This window comes from Trinickia sp. (assembly GCF_051953955.1).
Classification (GTDB): domain Bacteria; phylum Pseudomonadota; class Gammaproteobacteria; order Burkholderiales; family Burkholderiaceae; genus Trinickia.
The window spans coordinates 1-15,286 of sequence record NZ_JBQCIF010000070.1 but is presented as its reverse complement, the minus strand read 5'-3'; the positions used below and the strand labels follow the sequence as shown (position 1 = coordinate 15,286).

The window sequence follows — 15,286 nt, the reverse complement described above, 5'->3', positions numbered from 1 at the left end:
GCGTCTCCTTACCAATATCGGGCGTAGCGCGTCATGGCGATCGAGCGGCGCCATCACGCGGCGAGCTCGCCTTTCGCCTGCAGCGCCGCGTAGATCCATTCGGCACGCTGCCAGTCTTCGGGCGTGTCGATGTCTTGAACGAAGTGCCGTGGCAGAGCGACCGGCAGCGATGCCGGCGAGAACAGCGTGTCGCCGCGCTGCCAGGCCTCCGTGCGCCCCCAGTAGAACTGGCCCGCATCGTGCCATGCCGTATCGAGATCCTGCGACCGCACGAGGCGATACTCGGGATACATCGCATCGAGCGCACCGTCGGCCGTCACGCGCAACGCGCGCTGCACGGGGAAGTCGAACGTCGTCACCGAAAACGCGAACGACTTGTGCGTATGCGCCTCTAGCAGTTGCAGGCCCTCGCGCAGATAGCGCGCCTGCAGAAAGGGCGCGGTGGCATAAATACAGCAAGCAAACGTAGCGTCTTCGTCCAGCTTGTCGAGCTCAGTCAGCGCATGCTGCACGACTTCCATCGTGCCGGCATGATCGTCCGACAGCGCCTGTGGCCGCATGAAGGGCGTCTCGGCGCCATGCTGCCGCGCGATGCGAGCGATCTCTTCATCGTCGGTCGTCACGATCACGCGATCGAAGAGGCCAGAGGCAAGCGCCGTGCGGATCGAATAAGCCATGATCGGCAAGCCGTGGAACGGCCGGATATTCTTGCGCGCAATCCGCTTGCTGCCGCCACGCGCGGGAATGATCGCCACGGTTCTCATCTGATTGCCTTCCTGAGTTCGTCCGCGACGACCGACTGCGCTTCGTCGGTCAGCCCCGCGTACATCGGCAGACTGATGGCCTCCCGGTAATACTGCTCCGCTTCGGGAAACTGGCCTGGCGTAAAGCCGAGGCGGCGATAGTACGGATGCAGGTGTACGGGGATGTAATGCAGGTTCACGCCGATGCCCGCTTGCCGCAGGCGCTCGAACACTTGGCGATGTGTGACCGCCATCGCATCGAGCCGCAGACGTACGACGTACAAATGCCAGGCCGAATCGTCGAGCGCGTCGCTTTGCGGCAGCACGAGCGGCAGGCCGTCGAGCAAGGTCGCATACCGCCGAACGAGCGCCCGGCGGCGCGCGAGAAACGCGTCGAGCCGCGCGAGCTGAGACACGCCGAGCGCAGCCTGCATATCGGTCATGCGGTAGTTGAAGCCCAGCTCGAGCATCTCGTAGTACCACGGGCCGTCGCTTTCGCCTTCCATCTTCCCGGGATCGCGCGTGATGCCGTGGCTGCGCAAGCTCGACAGCCGCGCGTGCAGCGCATCGTCGTTCGTAAGGACTGCACCGCCCTCCCCGGTCGTCACGATCTTGACCGGATGGAAGCTGAAAACGGTCATGTCAGCGAAATCGCCGCAGCCGACAGGGCGGCCTTCATAAGTCGCACCGACCGCATGCGAAGCGTCTTCGATGACGATGAACCCGTAGCGCTCCGCCAGCCGCTTGATCGCGCGCATATCGGCACTGCGGCCCGCGAACGCGACGGGCACGACCACCTTGGGCAGCGCCCCCGCACGTTCCGCGTGGGCGAGCTTGCGCTCGAGCGCCATCGCATCGAGGCACCAGGTATGAGGATCGATGTCGACGAAGTCGACGTCGGCACCGCAGTAACGCGCGCAATTGGCCGACGCCACGAACGTGTTCGGCGTCGTCCAGAGCCGGTCGCCGGGGCCGAGGCCCGCCGCGAGGCACGCGATGTGCAGCGCGGCCGTTGCATTGGAAACCGCCACCGCGTGCTTGGCCTGGGCGCGCTGCGCCAGCACGGCCTCGAAGGCCGGGATCGCGGGCCCTTGCGTCAGCCAATCCGACGCGAGCACGCGGGCGACCGCGGCCAGATCGGATTCGTCGATCGATTGACGCCCGTAGGGAATCGTCGTCGCGCTCATACCGTTTGCTTATCGAGCGCGCGCAATTCGTCGATCGTCAAAAAGTGCCCGTTGTTGTCGGACGTGTACTTGAAGCCCTCTTCCGCGCGCTTGCCCACTTCGCCTCGGCCATTCATGGCGTAATCGCTTTGCACGACGAAGCGCACCGAGGGCGTAATGACGTAGTGATCGTCGAAGACAATGGTATTGATGCTGTCGTCGCGCGTGATCATCATTTCATGGAGCTTTTCGCCGGGACGAATGCCGATGATGTGCTGCGGCAATTCGGGCGCCATCGCACGCGCGAGATCGACGATGCGCACCGACGGGATCTTCGGCACGAACAACTCCCCGCCTTGCATGCGCTCGAAGCTCTTCATGACGAAATCGACGCCTTGCTCGAGCGTGAGCCAAAAGCGCGTCATGCGCTCATCCGTGATCGGCAGGCTTTGGGCGCCCTCGGCCATCAGCTTGCGGAAATACGGCACGACCGATCCGCGCGACCCGACCACATTGCCGTAGCGCACGACCGCGAAGCGGGTCTTGTGCTTGCCGACGAGGTTGTTGGCCGCGACGAACAGCTTGTCCGACAAAAGTTTGGTCGCGCCATACAGGTTCACCGGGCTCGCGGCCTTGTCGGTCGAGAGCGCGATGACTTTCTCCACGCCGTTTTCGATCGCTGCGTTGATGACGTTCTCAGCGCCGTTGACGTTGGTGCGAATGCATTCGGTCGGGTTGTATTCGGCGGCCGGCACTTGCTTGAGCGCGGCGGCGTGCACGACGTAGTCGATTCCGCGCATCGCTTGCTTCATGCGCTCGGCGTCGCGCACGTCGCCGATGAAGTACCGCATGCATGGCGCGTTGAACGTCTGCTGCATCTCGAACTGCTTCAGTTCGTCGCGCGAGAATACGACGACGCGCGCCGGCTTCCACTTGGCAAGCAGCGCTTTGATGAACTTTTGGCCGAACGATCCCGTTCCGCCTGTAATGAGTATCGATTTGTCGTCGAACATTGCCCGATCCTTCTAGCCCACATCGCCCGCCGCGGATGCGGCCAGCCGGGATAGGCGCCCGCGTTTCGCCAATTGGCGACCGATGCGCTTTCCGATGGATTCGTATATTAGTGACGACGGGCAAGCTCCTTAGCCCCGATTTGAGGGCGTTTTGACCTTCTAATCAACGGACTGACGCCCCTGCTGCGGGGCCGGATGCCCCCGTCAGCCCCGCCCGGCGGCGAGATCGGGCGATTAACCCCATGATCGGGGTTCTTTTTTGCGGATTGACGCCACGTGCGCAGTGCTAAATTTCGGCCATCCGCCATCGCGCCGGCGACTCGTACGAACGGATCCACCTTGACTTACGCCCCCACATCGATTCATGGCCGCGGCCGGATCGCCATTCGCGCGGACGCTTCGATCGCGTGCGGCAGCGGCCACATCATGCGTTGCTTGACGCTCGCGGATGGGCTGCGCGCCCAAGGGGCGGACGTTCGTTTCGTGACCCGCGCGCATCCAGGCAACCTCGATGCGTTGATCGAGGCGCGGGGCTATCGCGTCCATTCGCTCGGGCCGGCGACCCAGCCTGCGAGCGGCCCCGCTGCAGCCGGCGGCGAGCCACCCCACGCCGCCTGGCTCGGCTGCGACTGGGCAACCGATTCGAACGACACCGCACGCGCGCTGAAGTCGTTTGGGGGCGTCGATTGGCTCGTGGTCGATCACTATGCGCTCGATGCGCGTTGGCAAACGCCCTTACGCGAATGTGCAAGCCGGCTGTTCGTGATCGACGATCTGGCCGACCGGGACCACGACGCCGATCTCCTGCTGGACCAGAATCTCGTCGCAGACGCACAGCAACGTTACGCCGCTCGCACGCCTCATCGCTGCGAGCGTCTGCTCGGCAGCTCCTATGCGCTGTTGCGCCCGGAGTTCGCCGCGCTGCGCGAGACGGCGCAACGGCGGCGTCTCGGGGCGGCCGCCCGCGGTGATCGAGCGCGCCTGCTGGTGTTTTTCGGCGGCGTCGATGCGACCGACGAAACCGGGAAATTTCTAGACGCGTGGACAGATGATGACGCCCAACGCTTCGCGGCCGACGTGGTCATCGGCCCGAATCACCCCCGCCGGGCGGTCCACGAGCAACGCGTGCTGCCCGGCGTGAGCGTGCATGGGTATGTCGCCGCCATGGCCGAGCTGATGGCGGCTGCGGATCACGCATTCGGCGCCTCGGGAACCAGCAACTGGGAGCGCTTTTGCCTGGGGCTCGACGCGTCGATCGTCTCCGTCGCCGACAATCAGCGAGCCATCGCTCGATATCTCGGCGCGCAAGGCTGGGTGGATTGCCTTGGCGACGCCGATGACACCACACCCCGCACCTATCGGCGGGCACTGCGCGTATTAGACCCGGCCTCACCGGCCGCGGGCGCTCGCCGCCGACGCATCATGGAGGCGGTAGATGGCCGCGGCGTGGAGCGCGTCGTTCAACGCCTGCTCGGGTCGCGGGAGCCGCTATGAGCGAGCGACTGTCGGAAGGCGATGGCGACCGTTTGCGCCCGATCAGCGAAGCCGACCTGGCTCAGGTGCTCGAATGGCGCAACGCGCCGCAAGTGCGAGCTTTCATGTACACGAGCCGCGAGATCTCGCAAGCCGAACATCTTGCTTGGTTCGAACGCCTCCAGCACGACGCGTCGCGCTGCACATGGATCTTCGAAGCCGATGGCGAACCGATGGGCGTCGTCAATCTGACGCGTATCGATGCCGCGACTCACGAGGCCCACTGGGGATTTTACGTGCGCCCGGGTGCACCCAAAGGCAGTGGAGCCCGGCTCGGCCGGCTTGCACTGGCGCAAGCGTTCGGCCAACTCGCGCTGGCAAGACTCATCGGCGAAGTGCTGGCATCGAACGAAGCATCGCTGCGTTTTCACCGCAAGCTCGGCTTCGAGCACGAGCGCGTGCTGACAGGACACCATCACGACGGCACGACAGCCCATGACGTCCACGTTTTCAGCATGACACGCGCGGCCTGGCTAGGCGCGTGTCCCGCCGACACGGCGCCGCAGGTCGCCCTCGCGCTCGCCCGGCAATTGATTGCGGCCAGCCGTTTTCAGGAGGCCGCCGATATCTTGCGCGCACTGCTCGCAACGCACGGCGACGATCCTGCCGCTCAGTTCGCGCTGGGGCTGCTCCTGCACGAGCAGGGCCAACTGCCCGAGGCCGAAGCGGCTTACCGCGCCTCGCTCGCCTTGCGCCCGGCGCACCCCGAAGTGCATAAGCGCTTGGGCAACTTGCTGATGCAGCAGTGCCGTTTCGCCGACGCCGAGCACGCCTACAAACAAGCGTTGACGCTGCATGCACAAGATGCCGACGCGCTCGGCAATCTCGGTCGCGCATTGCATGCTCAGCAGCGCCTGCCCGAGGCCGCGCTGGCATCGCATCTTGCTGTGACGATTCGGCCGGACTACGTCGAGGCGCAAGTCGATCTTGCTGGTGTGCTGCTCGAGCTCGGCCGCCTTCCTGAAGCCGAGGCCAAGCTGCGCGCAGCGATCGCGCAGCGCGCCGACTATGCCGACGCGCACTTCAACTTGGGCATCGTACTGGAGAAAACCGCGCGGTTCGCCGAAGCCGAAGCGGCCTATCGAGAAACCTTGAAACTGCGGCCCGGCGCCGTCGCCGCCTACAATAACCTCGGCAATGCCCTGCAACAGTCCGGCCGTGCCCAGGAAGCGGCGCAGGCGTACCAGCAGGCGCTCTTGCTCAACCCCAACGCGGCGCCGAGCCATTACAACCTCGCCACGGCGCTGCGCGCGCTCGATCGCCCGCACGATGCGGAGCCGTATTACCGCCGCGCGCTCGAGCTCAAACCCGACTATTACGACGCGCAGTTTGGGCTCGGAACGTTGCTGCTGAGCCTTGGCCGGTACGAGGAAGGATGGCGCCTGTTCGAATCGCGTTATGTGTTACCGCGTTTCATCCATTGCAGAACGAAAGCGACGATCCCGCTGCCGCAATGGCAGGGCGAATCGCTGGAGGGCCGATCGCTGCTCGTTTGGCAAGAGGACGGTCTCGGCGATGTCATCCAGTTCGGCCGCTATCTGCCGCTGCTCAAATCCGCAGGCGCCGCGCGCATCGACATGGTTTGCGCACCGTCGCTGCATAGCCTATTCGAGGGCACCGAAGGCCTAGACGGGCTGCTCACGCACGAAGCCGCGACCGCGCGATACGGCGATTACGACTGCTGGACGAGCCTGCTCAGCGCCCCCGTGCACCTTCGCACGACGCTCGACACGATTCCGGAAGCGCATTACTTGCAGGTCGATAATGCGCGCGCCGCGCATTGGCATGAACGGCTTGCGGCCCTCCCGCCGGGTCCGCGGATCGGCTTGGTTTGGAAAGGCAATCCGCGCCATCACAACGATGCGCATCGCTCGCTGAACTCGCTGGCACTGCTGCTGCCGCTTTGGAGCATCCCGGGCGCAACGTTCGTCAGTCTGCAGAAGGGTAGAGACGAAGACGAAGCGCAACAGCCCCACGCGTATCAGCCGTTGCTCGCGCTGGGCCATGAATTGGCCGACTTCGCCGATACGGCCGCCTTGATCGCGCAGCTCGACCTCGTCGTCTGCGTCGATACGTCGACGGCCCATTTGGCAGGCTCCATCGGCAAACCCTGCTGGGTGCTGCTGCCGCATCACGATCCCGACTGGCGCTGGCTGCATGGACGCAGCGATTCGCCTTGGTATCCGGGAACGATGCAGGTCTTCCGCCAGCCGTGGGCAGGCAACTGGTCCGCACCTGTCGAAGCGGTATTGCAGGCCTGCTTGGCGCGATTTTCGGCGCAAATGCCGGGAGCGGCGGAATGAGTGAGGCGGCGGCAAGGCGGCATTGACCCACCGCGTCTCATCTAGCGCGCGCGCTCACCGCCGACGTGCGGGCAAGCGCGCGCGGCGCGGCGAGCGCGCCTCGCCTCTAGCGTTCGCGATGCTTACGACGCACTCGCCGCGCCGCCCATCGGCCGCATCGCAACCGGCTTCACCGCATTCTGAAGAGAGGGCGCGGCGGGCAGCGTGTCGTTGATCGTCGTCGTGCGTCCCCCATCGCGAAAGAATGCCATCTCGGCCGCATGATTCATGACGAGGATGCTGATGCGGCGGTTCGTCGGCGCATTGGGATCGTTGCCTTGCAGCGGCAGCACGTCGGCGAGACCGCGCACCTGCAGCAGCTTGTCGAGCCGCATGCCGCCGGCGACGAGCGCACGGCGGGCCGCATTGGCGCGGTCCGATGAGAGCTCCCAATTCGTGTAGCCGTCCTCGCCGCCTTGGTAGGGCACGTCATCGGTATGCCCCGCGATCGAAACGTGATTCTGCACGTCGTTCAGCGCGGCACCGATCTGCGTGAGGATGATGTTCGCGTACGGCTGCAGCCGCGCGCTCCCCGACGAAAACATCGGCCGCTTCTGCGAGTCGACGATTTCGATGCGCAAGCCCTCGCTCGTGATCGAAATCCGAATTTGATCTTTGTACGCATTGAGCGCGGGCACGTGCTCGATGAGCGTGGTGAGCTTTTCTTTCAGCTGCTGCAGCCGCTGCAGCTCGTCGGATGCCAATTGCGGCGTGATGGTCTGCGTAGGCGGGTTCGGCTGCGTCATGGCGCCGACGCCGGGACGCGTATCGGCGATATTGCGCCCGCCGCCCTGCACGACGCTCGACGGTGTCGCGGGGCTCGACTCCGAGCCTGAAAACAACGCAGACAGCGGCGTATTGAAGTACTTCTCGATCCCTTCCTTGTCGTATTTCGACGTGGATCCGAGCAGCCACATGAGCAGGAAGAACGCCATCATCGCCGTCACGAAGTCGGCGTAGGCGATCTTCCAAGCGCCGCCGTGATGCCCCTCGTGATCGCCGCCCTTCTTGCGGCGCACGACGATGCTCATCGGCCGCTTCTCGGCGGCCTCCCGGGAGATTCTGTCACCCATTGCTCGGCCTCGGCTTCGATCAGGACGAAGCGGCCGGCTTCGAGACCTTCGTCGCGCGCACGGTATCGTCGAGTTCTTGGAACGTGGGGCGATCGGTCGTGAACAACACCTTGCGGCCGAATTCGACGGCGACCGACGGCGCATAGCCGCTCAACGACGCGAGCAGCACGGCCTTCACGCACTGGAACGGCTTGGCGGCCGCGCGGCCCTTGGCATGCAGCAGATCGGCCACCGGCCCGACGAACCCGTAAGACAGCAAGATACCGAGGAAGGTGCCGACGAGGGCCGCCGCAATCATCTTGCCGAGAATCGCGGGGGGCTCACCGACGGAAGCCATCGTATGCACGACGCCCATGACGGCCGCGACGATGCCGAAGGCCGGCAGGCCATCGGCCATTTTTTGCAAGGCGTTGGCGACGACGGATTCCTCTGCGTGATGCGTGTTCAGCTCTTCGTCCATCAGGTCCTGCATTTCGAGGACGTTGATGTTGCCCGTCGACATCATGCGCAGATAGTCAGTGATGAAATCGAGCAGGTGATGATCGGCGGCGATCACCGGATACTTTTGGAACAGCGGGCTCTGATCGGGCGCATCGACGTCGGCTTCGAGCGCCATCATCCCTTCCTTGCGGGCCTTTTGCATCAGCTCATAGAGCAGCGCGATCAACTGGAGGTACTTCGCCTTGTCGTAGCGCGGCCCCTTGAAGCATGCGGGCAGGCTCTTGATCGTCTTCTTCAGCGTCGTGACGGGGTTGGCCACGACGAACGCCCCGAAGGCCGCGCCGAAGATACACATGAGCTCGAACGGTTGAAGCAACGCGAACAGATGCCCACCCTCGCCGACGAAACTGCCGATCACGGCGCCGAGCACCAGGATCCATCCGATTGCCACGAACATAATCTCTCCAAAACTCTCTACGCGATACGAATGCGACGATGCGTCGCTGGGCGTAACGCTATAACGAACGGTCCGTTCGCAGTGCTATCAATTGTCAAAACGACAAGCGGCTCGAAGAGCCGATGTGTGGTTATCGCTTGCGGAACACGGCGTTGGGGGCCCGCATTCGTTCATGTCTGGCTAACGGCGCGAGGACGCGATAGCTAAAGGGCGGGCGGGCGATTTAAATGGGGACGCGTATCGTTTGTCGCCCGCGAATCGATTTCGGTGTCGTTCGCTCGTTACGTTTGATTTGGATCAAGGCGAGTCATGGGCGTCCCTGGTATCGGGAGGAATTCCGCCCGCGCACGGGCGGGTTACGCCGCACGATCCCGATAAGGCGGAATGCGAGGGAGCGGAAGGAAGCCGCGCGATGGGCGCGGCGAACGTCATGCTTTGATCGCGGATAGCACGTCCGCCGTCGTGCGCACGCACCCGAGCCGCGGAAAGATATAACGCACTGATGCTTCGTGCTGTTCGGTGGAGGCGCAGCTCATGGCGTCTTCCGCGAACACGATCGCGTAGTTGGCTTCGAACGCGGCGCGCGCCGTCGATTCGACGCCGATGTTCGTCGAGATGCCGCCGAGGACGATCGTTCGAATGCCCCGACGCCGCAATTGCAAGTCGAGCTCCGTGCCGTAAAACGCATTCCACTGCCGCTTCGTGATCAGGATGTCGCGCTCGCTTGCCTCGAGTTGTGCGGGAAACGTCCACCAATTTGCGGGCAAACCGCTCGCCGGTGTCGGCGCGGGCTGATCGACACTTTGCCGCAAAACGTCGCCGAAATCGGGGCTCGGCCCGACCCGCACGAGCACGACGGGCGCGCCCGCGTCACGGAAGCGCTTCGTGAGCCGAGCGCTCGCCTCGAGCACGGCATCGCTCGTGCGCGGGCCCTTCGCATACGGCAGAATGCCTTCTTGCAAATCGATGAGAACCAGTGCGGTGGTGCGCGGATCGAGCGTGTCCATGAGCAGTCCTTGGTATCCAGTTGCTGCGAGGTTGATCAAGCCGGCGGCATCGATCACGGTCATCGATGTTCATCGAACTCATCCCTCTCGTCGATCCGATAGAACGGCATCGACTCGTAAGCGGAACGGCACCGGCAATTGAGCGTGACGGGTAAAACGGGTCTAATGGCGAAGGCGCCCTTATGCGAGGGCACCCTCACAAATTGGAGTATATGAGGATGTCCTCACAAAACGCAAGCCGCGCGGATGACGACGCACGGGCGGACGCAAAGGCCCCGCGGCGCGAGAAAGGGCGAGCGCGCGTGGCCGCGCTGCTCGAGGCAGCGGGGTTGGAGTTCGCCGAAAAGGGCTTCGATGCGGCGACGATGACGTCGATCGCGGCGCGAGCGGGCGCGTCGATCGGCTCGCTCTATCAGTTCTTTCCGACGAAGGACGTCCTGGCCAATGCCTTGCTCGAGACGTATTTGGCAACGTTGATCGGGGAGTTCGAACGTTTGCGCGAACTCGCCCCGGCGCTCGACGCCGCTGCGCTCGCGCACCGCCTCGCGCCTGCCTTGATCGCGTTTCGCGCTGCGCATCCGGCGTTTGCTCCCCTCGTCGAGACGCCGGGCCGCTCACTGCCGGCCGCGGCCGGCGTGCGGCAACGCTTACGGCGGGAAATTGCCGCCGTATTGTCCGCGAAAGCGCCGAGGATGAAGGCGGCGCACGCGCTCGTGTGCGCCGCCGTGGTTCAACAGCTGATGAAGGCGGCGATCGCGATCCATGGCGAAACGTCGTTCACGCACCGCGCGGCGGTCATCGCTGAACTGGAGCGCGTCATGGCGAGCTATCTGGAGACGGCGCTCGGCGGCCTGGCGCCGAACTCGGAGACAATCTCCGGCGTCTGATCCAGAAGCAGCTTGAAGTCAAATGAGCCGCACGAGTGGAAGCTCGATCGCACACTCGGACTGCATTTGCAGCTGTCGGCAACACCCGCGTGACGCGCGGCCTCCGCTGCTTGTCCACATTCCCCCAATTTCACGTCGAACCTCGTGGGCCGGTGATCACTGGTGCGGTGGGGCCGCGGGTCACCTCAAGCACCAAAGTACGCGCAACACGGATCCGCCACGCGACTCGGCATTTCGATCGCGCGCCGGTGCCGCGCGCCGCCAAACTCGTTGAGCGGTTGTCCCAAGATCGCCGCGACGATGCGCTCCGCCGCGAGCCCGTCCCCGTAGGGGCTGGACGGCTCGCGCAGAGCGGCGCCTCGGCCGCGCTCGCCCTGCAGCGCGCGCACAGCGGCGACGATCGCGTCGGTGCGCGTGCCGACGAGCCGGACGGCGCCGGCCGCGACCGCTTCCGGACGTTCGGTGACGTCGCGCATGACGAGCACGGGCTTGCCGAGCGCCGGGGCTTCTTCCTGAACACCGCGCGAATCGGTCAACACGATCGACGCGCGCTGCATGAGGCGCACGAAGGCGGCATAGTCGAGCGGCTCGATCAAGTGGACGCCCGGCGTATTGCCGATGCGAGCGCGCACCGGCGTCCGGACGTTCGGATTCAAATGAACCGGATAAACGATTTGCACATCGCCGCTCCGTGCCAGTTGATCGAGCGCGGTGCAGATCGACGCAAGGCCTTCGCCGAAGCTTTCGCGACGGTGTCCCGTTACGAGCACGATCGGTTTCCGATCATCGAGCGCCGGCAGTTGGGCATCGAGCTTGACGCGCAGCGACGGATCGGCATCGATGCGCGCCGTCGTCGTATATAGCGCATCGATGATCGTATTGCCCGTGACGACGATTCGCCCCGGTTGCGACTCCGCCATCAGATTGGCCTTGGCGCTTTGCGTCGGCGCGAACATAAGGTCGCTGATCGTATCGATGACGCGGCGATTCATTTCCTCGGGCCAGGGGCTCGACGAATCGCCCGTGCGCAAGCCGGCTTCGACGTGAGCGACGCGCACGCGGCGATGGGAAGCGGCCAAGGCGGCGGCACAGGCCGTCGTCGTATCGCCGTGCACGAGCACGTAGTCGGGGCGCTCTTGCGAGAGGACGTCGTCCAACGAGAAGATCAAACGCGAAGCGAGGCCGTTCAGCGTTTGATTGGCCATCATCAGCGCGAGATCGTAACGCGGCCGGATGTCGAATAGTTCCAGCACCTGCTCGAGCATCGACCGATGCTGGCCGCTTACGCAGACGATGGATTCGATGCCCGGTGCGCCTTCGAGCGCCTTGACGACGGGCGCCATCTTGATCGCCTCGGAGCGTGTGCCGAAAACGGACAAGACCTTCAGTGCCATCTGTGATTCCCCGGGGTGATTCGCTTTGATTCGGCTGTTTGGCGGCTGTTTCGCGGCTGTTTGGCGCCGCACTCGCCGGTGGCGGGCCGACCGTCTCGCCTGGCGACAGACACGCCGACCATGCTCGGCACGCCTATCGGAGCGGCGCCATCGTGCAGGGAACAGATTCTCTGAAATCGCGCAGGGGCGGGTACAAACAATCGTTAAGTTTTTCGCAAACAAATGTCAAAGCCCGCGGGGATCGGTTTACGGCCCTCCATCAATAGGCGGACCTCGGACGATGCGCGCCCGCAAGCAAGCCTTTGGGGGACTCACTACAATAGCGAAACCGATCCCATGCTGCGGGCCTAGCAAGCGCGCCGCCGGCAATCAGCCTCTCGCCACGCCGTGATGACCTCAAATACTTCCGAACGCCTCGCCACGCCCGGGCGAGCGACGAATTCGCCGCGCTTTCTGTTGTTCCTGATTTGCCTGTTTTCCTCGGCGGGCCAGTTGGCCATCGACATCTATGTGCCTGCGCTCCCCGCGATGGCGCGTTACTTTGGCACGTCGCCGCAGGCGATCCAGTCGAGCGTAACCGGTTACCTTGCGGCCTACGCATTGGGCCAACTGATTTTCGGGCCAGTGGCCGACGCCTACGGACGCAAGCGCGTGCTCGCCTTCGGCCTCGTCGTCTACACGATCGGCTGTTTGCTCTCGCTCGCGGCGCCGAACCTCGAAACGTTCGTTCTCGCGCGCTGCCTGCAGGGCTTCGGTATCGCGGCGACGAATTTGCTGGCCAAGGCGATCATCACCGATTCTTTCTCCGGGCAGGCCTTGATGCACGCGTTCACCTATATGGCGATCGCATGGGGGCTTGCACCGATCATCGCTCCGGTCATCGGCGCGCATCTGCAGACCTGGTTCAACTGGCACGCGTGCCTCGTGTTTCTGCTCGTCTACTCCCTGCTGATGTGGGGCACGCTCTGGCGCTATCGTGAAACGCTGCCCTCACCTGTGCGCCTCGAACTCCGCACACTCGTAAAAAACACCGGGATGGTGCTATCGAGCCCCGTGTTCCAAAGCTGCTTTCTTGCACAAGGGATTTGCTACAGCATCTTGCTCGTGTTCAACATCGTCGGGCCGTTCATGGTGCAGAGCACGCTGCATAAGCCGCCGACCTACTTCGGGTACCTCGCGCTGGGCATCGGGATGATGTATTTCCTCGGCGGCCTGTCGAATCGCATCCACGGCCCGCGGCTGCCCAACGCAGAAGCGCGGCTGCGTATCGGGGCGCGCGTGATGGTTGCGGCGTCCGTGGCGATGCTCGTGCTGGCATTGACGGTGGGCCTGCGCGTCTGGACGCTGGCCGTGCCGGTGCTCGTGATGGGGCTTTGCGCCGGAGGGATGTATCCGACGCTGATGGCCAAAGGCAATTCACTGTTCCCGCATATCGCGGGGCTGACCAGTGCGATTCTCGGTTGCGCGCTGCTACTCGTTTCGTCGGCCATGATGGGACTGGCCGGTTTCGTCTCCGTGCACGTCCTGCTGCCGCTTTCGATTTTCTTCGTGATTCTGGCGTGCACGGTGGTCGTCATGGTGACGAAGCTGCTCCGGCATTTGGCGCTGATGGAAAGCGAACACGCGCAGGCGCGGCCGAGACAGGCGGTTTAGCGGTGGCGGTGTTCAGGCACCGTTCAAGGGTTGTTCTGTCAAAGCGGCAGACCGTAGCTCGAAAGCGGCAGACCGTAGCTCGGAGCGAGTCGAAAATTGTTCCGGCCACCCCAGCGTCACTCACTCGAACTTAAAGCAGGTCCGGTCGATTTCCGGCTAACCAATTCTTGAGTTCGGCAAATAGCGACCGTGCGCAGTTAATGCAATCCAGCGCAGTGGAATCAGGCACTGGGTCACCATCGTAATCCGCCAGGTTGCGCTGCTTTCGCAGCGCATCGAGAACGATCATTTCGTCAGTTGCCAGTCCAATCGTCTGCAGCAAAGATTGGATCACTGTCTGGTGATGACCGGGTCGACTAGTTAGTGTTCGGTATCCGTTCGCATGTAAAGCGATCATCGCACACTGCATGATGGCTTTATAGGCAGCGTCAAACCGATTTTCTGTGCTCAAAGCGGGCAGCGCTGCGTCGGTGAGATTGCGCTCCGCGGCGACCAGCAAACGCCGGACGGTTTCGCGGTTCGGGACAACCGCATCCAGCGTTTTACCCAACAGGTTCTGCAAGGTCATGCTCGTGCCCAATCAGGAATATCTTCGGCTTGGTAAGAATGTCACGAGCGAAAGTATCACCAACTTTCACCTTGCTCTGCCACTCAGCCGAGCGATATACCTTAGGATTGATCTCGCGGCCTAAGGGGGCTTGCAGGGGATAAAAAAGACGAATTATTTCGGCGAAACCTACATCACCGATCAGCAGGACGTCGACATCGCTGCCGGCTTGTTCGGCGCCCCTCGCGACCGACCCGAAGATTAGTGCCGCCCGCACCCGATCGGCAACAGGTGCGAGAGCTTGCGCCAGAAGATCGGCCGGGCCGGATGTCTTGCGCAAAATGCTGGCCAGTTCCTCGAATATCGGGCAGTCACGGTTGGCGCCGTAGTAGACCTGCTTGCCCTCCTCGGTCCGCTGTAGAACGCCCGCCTGCGCAAGGCGAGACAGTTCTTTGTGCAGTGTGCCTGCCGACGTTCCCGTCTGTCGCGCCAACTCGCGGACGTGATAGCGCAATTCTGGATGGAGCAGCAGCAGACCCAAGGTCCGCCGGCGATATTCGTTAAAAAGGAGTGTGGATAGGGCGCGTAGCATGATCAACTACAAATGTAGTCGATTACGCTACGATCAGCAACCGGCGCGTATGTGCCAACAAACACAGGCTTCCGTTGGAAACGGTTGTCGTCGCTGGGCTCGACGGGCTACCGGCGCGCGTTCGCTAAGAGAGCCTCGCGCGTGCACCCACTCGCACGAAGCGAACAGCGTGCTGCTCGAAGGACATCGGTGTCGTAGTGCCGAAACGCAGTTATTTTTGGCGACACATGCTGCACGGCGAAACCGGAGGAATTCACGCCGAATCGCGGAGCGGGACGCTCAGAGATGAGCAAGAGCTCAACGTGCGCACGAAGCAACTTCCAAGGGCATCGGAATTTGACGCAACCCGTAGAAGCGCAGCGACTTGCGAAAGTTTCCGGCTGCCCGACTCGTCGGCGGGGGTCACCATAACGTCGATGACGCCGCATCGCGACAGAC

13 protein-coding genes are annotated in these 15,286 nt (G+C 63.5%); 4 read left to right on the top strand and 9 right to left on the bottom strand.

The window, feature by feature from the left end:
- Positions 1–53: 53 nt before the first annotated feature.
- From pseF to pseB, 3 genes are read right to left on the bottom strand one after another with little or no spacing between them, the layout of a single operon-like run.
- Complete coding sequence (gene pseF / locus ACTHNZ_RS13245) at positions 54–764, bottom strand: pseudaminic acid cytidylyltransferase (RefSeq protein ID WP_440542957.1); 711 nt, start codon at positions 762–764, stop codon at positions 54–56.
- Positions 761–1,930 carry a UDP-4-amino-4,6-dideoxy-N-acetyl-beta-L-altrosamine transaminase gene (gene pseC, locus ACTHNZ_RS13240; protein WP_440542956.1) on the bottom strand — a complete coding sequence of 390 codons (1,170 nt, stop codon included), beginning with the start codon at positions 1,928–1,930 and terminating at the stop codon, positions 761–763. Before pseC ends, pseF begins: the two co-directional genes overlap by 4 nt.
- Entirely contained in the window at positions 1,927–2,922 is a 996-nt protein-coding gene (gene pseB, locus ACTHNZ_RS13235) for a UDP-N-acetylglucosamine 4,6-dehydratase (inverting) (protein ID WP_440542955.1), read from the bottom strand. The genes pseC and pseB overlap by 4 nt, the downstream gene beginning before the upstream one ends.
- A gap of 276 nt (positions 2,923–3,198) precedes the next feature.
- On the opposite strand from pseB, the gene pseG reads away from it, so the two are divergent.
- Together pseG and pseH are read left to right on the top strand one after the other, a co-directional pair.
- Entirely contained in the window at positions 3,199–4,416 is a 1,218-nt protein-coding gene (gene pseG / locus ACTHNZ_RS13230; protein WP_440542954.1) for a UDP-2,4-diacetamido-2,4,6-trideoxy-beta-L-altropyranose hydrolase, read from the top strand.
- On the top strand, positions 4,413–6,758 hold the full coding sequence (pseH, locus tag ACTHNZ_RS13225) for a UDP-4-amino-4,6-dideoxy-N-acetyl-beta-L-altrosamine N-acetyltransferase (RefSeq protein WP_440542953.1): 2,346 nt from the start codon (positions 4,413–4,415) through the stop codon (positions 6,756–6,758). The genes pseG and pseH overlap by 4 nt, the downstream gene beginning before the upstream one ends.
- A 122-nt stretch (positions 6,759–6,880) precedes the next feature.
- On the opposite strand, the gene motB is transcribed toward pseH, so the two are convergent.
- The 3 genes from motB to ACTHNZ_RS13210 all read right to left on the bottom strand — a co-directional run bounded on the left by motB (position 6,881) and on the right by ACTHNZ_RS13210 (position 9,838).
- Positions 6,881–7,870, bottom strand: coding sequence for a flagellar motor protein MotB (motB, locus tag ACTHNZ_RS13220; protein WP_440542952.1), 990 nt, complete (start codon positions 7,868–7,870; stop codon positions 6,881–6,883).
- A gap of 19 nt (positions 7,871–7,889) precedes the next feature.
- A complete protein-coding gene (gene motA / locus ACTHNZ_RS13215) occupies positions 7,890–8,768 on the bottom strand; it encodes a flagellar motor stator protein MotA (protein ID WP_440542951.1) in 879 nt (292 codons plus the stop codon).
- 428 nt (positions 8,769–9,196) lie between these two features.
- Positions 9,197–9,838 carry a hydrolase gene (locus ACTHNZ_RS13210; RefSeq protein WP_440542950.1) on the bottom strand — a complete coding sequence of 214 codons (642 nt, stop codon included), beginning with the start codon at positions 9,836–9,838 and terminating at the stop codon, positions 9,197–9,199.
- A 155-nt stretch (positions 9,839–9,993) separates the two neighbouring features.
- On the opposite strand from ACTHNZ_RS13210, the gene ACTHNZ_RS13205 reads away from it, so the two are divergent.
- On the top strand, positions 9,994–10,662 hold the full coding sequence (locus ACTHNZ_RS13205; RefSeq protein WP_440542949.1) for a TetR/AcrR family transcriptional regulator: 669 nt from the start codon (positions 9,994–9,996) through the stop codon (positions 10,660–10,662).
- Positions 10,663–10,847: 185 nt separating this feature from the next.
- On the opposite strand, the gene wecB is transcribed toward ACTHNZ_RS13205, so the two are convergent.
- Positions 10,848–12,056 carry a non-hydrolyzing UDP-N-acetylglucosamine 2-epimerase gene (wecB, locus tag ACTHNZ_RS13200; protein WP_440542948.1) on the bottom strand — a complete coding sequence of 403 codons (1,209 nt, stop codon included), beginning with the start codon at positions 12,054–12,056 and terminating at the stop codon, positions 10,848–10,850.
- Between the two features lie 390 nt (positions 12,057–12,446).
- Here wecB and ACTHNZ_RS13195 point away from each other — a divergent pair, with 390 nt between their 5' ends.
- Positions 12,447–13,709 carry a multidrug effflux MFS transporter gene (locus ACTHNZ_RS13195; protein ID WP_440542947.1) on the top strand — a complete coding sequence of 421 codons (1,263 nt, stop codon included), beginning with the start codon at positions 12,447–12,449 and terminating at the stop codon, positions 13,707–13,709.
- Between the two features lie 130 nt (positions 13,710–13,839).
- Here the strand turns inward: ACTHNZ_RS13195 and ACTHNZ_RS13190 are convergent, their stop codons facing one another.
- Both ACTHNZ_RS13190 and ACTHNZ_RS13185 read right to left on the bottom strand, forming a co-directional pair.
- A complete protein-coding gene (locus ACTHNZ_RS13190) occupies positions 13,840–14,277 on the bottom strand; it encodes a DNA-binding protein (RefSeq protein WP_440542946.1) in 438 nt (145 codons plus the stop codon).
- Positions 14,252–14,797: a nucleotidyltransferase domain-containing protein gene (locus ACTHNZ_RS13185; protein WP_440542945.1), complete on the bottom strand. Its 546-nt coding sequence runs from the start codon at positions 14,795–14,797 to the stop codon at positions 14,252–14,254. Before ACTHNZ_RS13185 ends, ACTHNZ_RS13190 begins: the two co-directional genes overlap by 26 nt.
- Between the last annotated feature and the right edge of the window lie 489 nt (positions 14,798–15,286).